We start from the raw sequence: 4,497 nt of genomic DNA on the forward strand, positions 1-4,497 counted from the left end.
ACCGGCTCGGCGCGGCGCGCGCGGTCGAGTTCGAGCTGGGCGGCCTCGCGCTGGGCGGCGCCCGCGGCGTGGGACTCGAGGCGGGTCAGCGCCTCGGTGCGGCGGCGGTGCAGCTCGTGCAGGCTCCGCTGCGCCTCGGCGGCCCGCCGCGTGGACGCCGAATGTCCCTGCCGCTCCTGCAGTTCGGTGGCCGTCGCGGTCAGTTCGATGCGGGCCGCGCCGAGCAGGGACTGGGACCAGCCGACCGATTCCAGCGGGCCGGCGGTCGCGGTGGTGGGCAGCCCCGCGGCGGTGCCCACGCTCGCGATGAGGCGATCGACGGCCTGCTTGCGGGTGTCCAGATCCGCGGTGCTCTCGCGGCGCTTGTCGGTGAGCCATTTCTCGGCGGTGCCGAAACGCTCGGTGTCGAAGAGCTTTTCGAGCAGCTTCTCGCGCTCCTCGTTGTCCGCGCGCAGGAACCGCGCGAAATCGCCCTGCGGGAGCAGCACGACCTGGAAGAACTGGTCGGCGCTCATCCCGAGCAGGCGCAGCACCTCGTCCCCGATGTCGGGAATCCGCGACAGATTCTGCCCGCGCCCGTCCAGCCATTCCAGCGTGGCGGCGGGCTTTTCCTCGGTCACACCGGTTTTCGCGCGCTTGCTGGGCCGCAGGAACCCCGCCTTACGGATCAGGCGCAACCGGCGGCCCCCGAGCGTGGCCTCCAGCCGCACCTGCGGCGCGATCTGCTTGTCGGCGTGATCGGAGTGCAGTTGCTTGATCTCCCCGCGCGCGCCGGGCACGCTCCCGTACAGCGCGAAGGCGATCGCGTCCAGCACCGTGGTCTTGCCCGCCCCCGTCTGACCGTGCAGCAGGAACAGCCCATCGGCCCCCAGCTCGTCGAAATCCACCACGGCGGTTTCGGCGAACGGGCCGAACGCGGTCAATTCCAATCGATGCAGCCGCACGCGCGCTTCCCTCCGAGAGTTCTGGCCAACGGCAATCCAACTACGTCACCGGTGCGGACGCGAGCGAAGTCTGTCGCCGGCGCGCCGCCGTATGCGTTCACGCCGTCAATCCGGTTGCTCCGCCCGGGTTTTCACCGTCGGAACCGAACAACCCGTCCTGCGCGCGGGACGATCCGGCGTCCGGCGCGCCCGGCTCGACGGCCGCGCCGGCGTCCACCGCGACGCCGCCGCCCGGCCGCCGGGTCTGATCCTTCTCCCGCACCGCCGCCGCCAGTGCCCGCTCCAGCCACGTCATCTCCCCCGCGCTCGGCGCACCGCGCACGTCCGAGAGAAAACTCTGCGCGATCTCGGTGTCGCGCCGCCCGTGCACCCGCTCCCGGTATCGCAACTCCGAGTTACCTTCGGGCCGAACCCATTCCACGTGCACCGCGTGCGGAAACCGCTCCCGCAGCCGGCGCAGCGCGTCCACCGGCCGCACCTCGTCGACGAGCGTCGCCGACACGTAATCCTCGGTCGCCGCGGCATGCGCGGCGCCGGTGAGCAATTCGTCCAGCGTGCCGCGCAGTTGGCTGAGCCCGCGCACCACCGGCAGTTCGCGCCGCGTCACCGCGGACAACCCCGCACCGTCCAGGTCCACCAGCCACACCGCCTTGCGATGGGATCGCTCCCCGAACGAATACGGCAGCGGCGAGCCCGAATACCGCACCGACTCCGAGAGCGTCTGCGGCGAATGCAGATGCCCCAGCGCCACGTAGTCCAGCTCCGCGAACGCCGACAGCGGCACCGTCTCCACCCCGCCCACCGAGATCGAGCGCTCGGACCCGGTGGCCTCCCCACCCACCACGAACGCGTGCGCCAGCACCACCGACCGCACCGCGCCGCGCCCGGCGAGATCGTCACGGATCAGTCGCACCGCCGCGTCCAGGATCTCCGCGTGCGAACGGGCCTGCGGCACGCCCAGTTCCACCCGGGTGATCTCCGGCTCCAAATACGGAATGCCGTAGAAAGCCACCTCTCCGTGTGAATCAGACAGCATTACGGGCCGCGCCACATCGGCGATCGCACAGCGCAGATGCAGACCCCCCGCGGCCGCGAAACTCCCCAGCGCACCGAGCCGGGTGGGCGAATCGTGATTGCCGGACGTCGCGACGATCGTCGCCCCCGCCGCGCGAATGGCCTCGAATCCCCGATTGCACACCGCGATCGCGTCCGCGCTCGGAATGGACCGGTCGTACACGTCCCCGGGCAGCACGACCACATCCACGCCCTCGGCCGCCACCAATTCCGCGATGGCCGCGAGCGAACTCTCCTGATCGCCGAGCAGATCGACGCCGTGGAAGGTGCGCCCGATATGCCAGTCGGAGGTGTGCAGGATGCGCATGCCGCAGAACCGTAGGCGATACGACCGACAGAGACGGCCGTACCCTCGTCCCCGTCGGAATTGCGCGCATGCATTGTCCTTTTCGCCCGCATCGCCACCGTTTGCCACACCGAACCGGATCGCACCGTCGCGCCTGTTCACAGCCGCTGCACCTGCCCGAATCGACCGTATTAGACCGATTTCTCGGTACGCCGCGCGGTTGCCGCCTTCGCAATTTTGTCGGTGGCGTACGGCACTATCGGCACCCATGACCGCACCGATGCTGTTCGCGCTGCTGTTGGTGTTCATCGCGGGGCTGGCCGTGGGCTGGCTCGGGCATTCCGCGCGCGCGGGTCAGCGCGCGGCGGTGGCCGAGGCCCGGCTGTCGGCCATGCACGACAACGAACGGCTGCTGCGGCACTCGCTCGGTGCGGCCAGCGAGGACGCGGCCCGGCGGCAATCCCATGCCATCGGCACGCTCGTCGAGCCGCTGCGCGAGGCGGTCGGCACCCTCAACCGGCACATCCAGGAGGTCGAGCACAACCGCATCAACGCCTATTCCGGTCTGCGCGAACAGGTTGCGGGCATGCAGCGCATGTCGCACCAACTCTCCACGCAGACCGGGCAATTGGTGGCCGCCCTGCGCGCACCGCAGGTGCGCGGGCGCTGGGGCGAGATCCAGCTGGAGCGGGTGGTGGAGCTGGCCGGCATGACCAGGCACTGCGATTTCGACACCCAGGTCACCCGCCGCGCGGGCAGCTCGGGCGCGACCGAGGGCGTGATCCGCCCCGACATGGTGGTGCGCCTGGCGGGTGAGCGCCACATCGTGGTCGACGCGAAGGTGCCCTGCACCGCGTATCTCGAGGCCGCCTCCACCGAGGAGCCGCGCGAGCGCGACGCCCATCTGGCCCGGCACGCCAAGCACCTGCGCAACCACGTGGACCAGCTGGCCGCCAAGGAGTACTGGGCGGCCTTCGACCCGTCACCGGAATTCGTGGTGCTGTTCGTGCCCGGCGACCCCTTCCTGGACGCCGCCCTCGGTGCGGACCCGGGCCTGCTGGAGTACGCCTTCACCCGCAACGTCGTGCTGGCCACCCCGACCACCCTCATGGCCCTGCTGCGCACGGTCGCGCTGGGCTGGCGACAGGAGGCCATGACCGCGGACATGGCGGTGATCCAGCAGCTCGGCCGCGAGCTCTACGGCCGCCTCGGCACCACCGGCCGCCACCTCGATCGGCTCGGCGCGCAATTGGGCAAAGCGGTCGATTCCTTCAATCACACCGTCGCGTCGGTGGAGACCAGGGTGATGGTCACCGCACGCAAATTGCACGACCTGGAAATCGCGGAGGCCCCCGTTCCCGATATCGGGCGGGTGGAATCCTGGCCGCGGGCGGTCGGATTCGCGGAAAACGACTAACCGGACGGGTTCCTTTTCACACGCTGTTCCTCGAGTACGCGTGATGTCGGCTCCCTCGCGCGGTCCCCGCATGCCTTAGTGTGCTTGACGTGGCAGTTACCCAAAGCGAGCGAGCCGAGGTCCCCTCGTCGCACCGTTCGATCGTGCCGACGGTTCCCGGAGTGCCGGCGGGAGCGGCGGTGCTCATTGCGGTGACCTGTACCTTCATCGGATTCTTCATCGATTCGGGCGGTTCGGAGCTCACCGGCACCTTCGCCACGCTGTACGTTCTCGGCTGCCTGCTGGCCGTGGCCGCGGTCCGCTATCGCGGGCTGTTCACCACCATGGTGCTGCCGCCGCTGCTGCTGTTCCTCTCGGTGCCACTGGCCTATCAACTCATGATCGGCAACTCCGGCGGCGGCAGCGGCAGCAGCCGCAGCAAGCTCGGCGAGATGCTGCTCAATCTGGCCATCCCCCTGGTGAACCGCTTCCCCACGATGGCGCTGGCCACCGTGCTCGTGCTCATCGTGGGCGCGATCCGGGTGGCGCTGCACCGCCGCGAACTCGACGGCACCGCGCTCAGCGCACTGCGCAGGCCGCAGCCCCGGACCCCGCGCCCGACGACCGCCGGACCGCGCACCCCGCGGACACCGCGCAGCCGCCCGGCGGCGGACGCCAAGGATCCCAAGGACGCGACCACCCGGCGCCGCGGCCGCGCGGCCGACAAGGCCGAGTCCACCGAGACACCGGCCGCCGGGACCGCCCGCCGCCGCCCCGCGGGCCGCGTCGCCGAGCGC

4 protein-coding genes are annotated in these 4,497 nt (G+C 70.6%); 2 read left to right on the top strand and 2 right to left on the bottom strand.

The annotated features are described in order from the left end of the window. Positions 1–944 (bottom strand): SMC family ATPase (locus tag ABZ319_RS40030; RefSeq protein ID WP_354991817.1); only part of this gene is annotated, 944 nt, incomplete at its 3' end. A gap of 97 nt (positions 945–1,041) precedes the next feature. Further along, on the bottom strand, positions 1,042–2,325 hold the full coding sequence (locus ABZ319_RS40035; RefSeq protein WP_354991818.1) for an exonuclease SbcCD subunit D: 1,284 nt from the start codon (positions 2,323–2,325) through the stop codon (positions 1,042–1,044). Between the two features lie 247 nt (positions 2,326–2,572). On the opposite strand from ABZ319_RS40035, the gene ABZ319_RS40040 reads away from it, so the two are divergent. Next, positions 2,573–3,721, top strand: a complete 1,149-nt coding sequence (locus ABZ319_RS40040; RefSeq protein ID WP_354991819.1) for a DNA recombination protein RmuC — start codon at positions 2,573–2,575, stop codon at positions 3,719–3,721. A gap of 89 nt (positions 3,722–3,810) precedes the next feature. After that, a partial coding sequence (locus ABZ319_RS40045; RefSeq protein WP_354991820.1) for a DUF6542 domain-containing protein occupies positions 3,811–4,497 on the top strand: 687 nt, incomplete at its 3' end.

Source organism: Nocardia sp. NPDC005978, from assembly GCF_040614455.1.
GTDB lineage: Bacteria > Actinomycetota > Actinomycetes > Mycobacteriales > Mycobacteriaceae > Nocardia.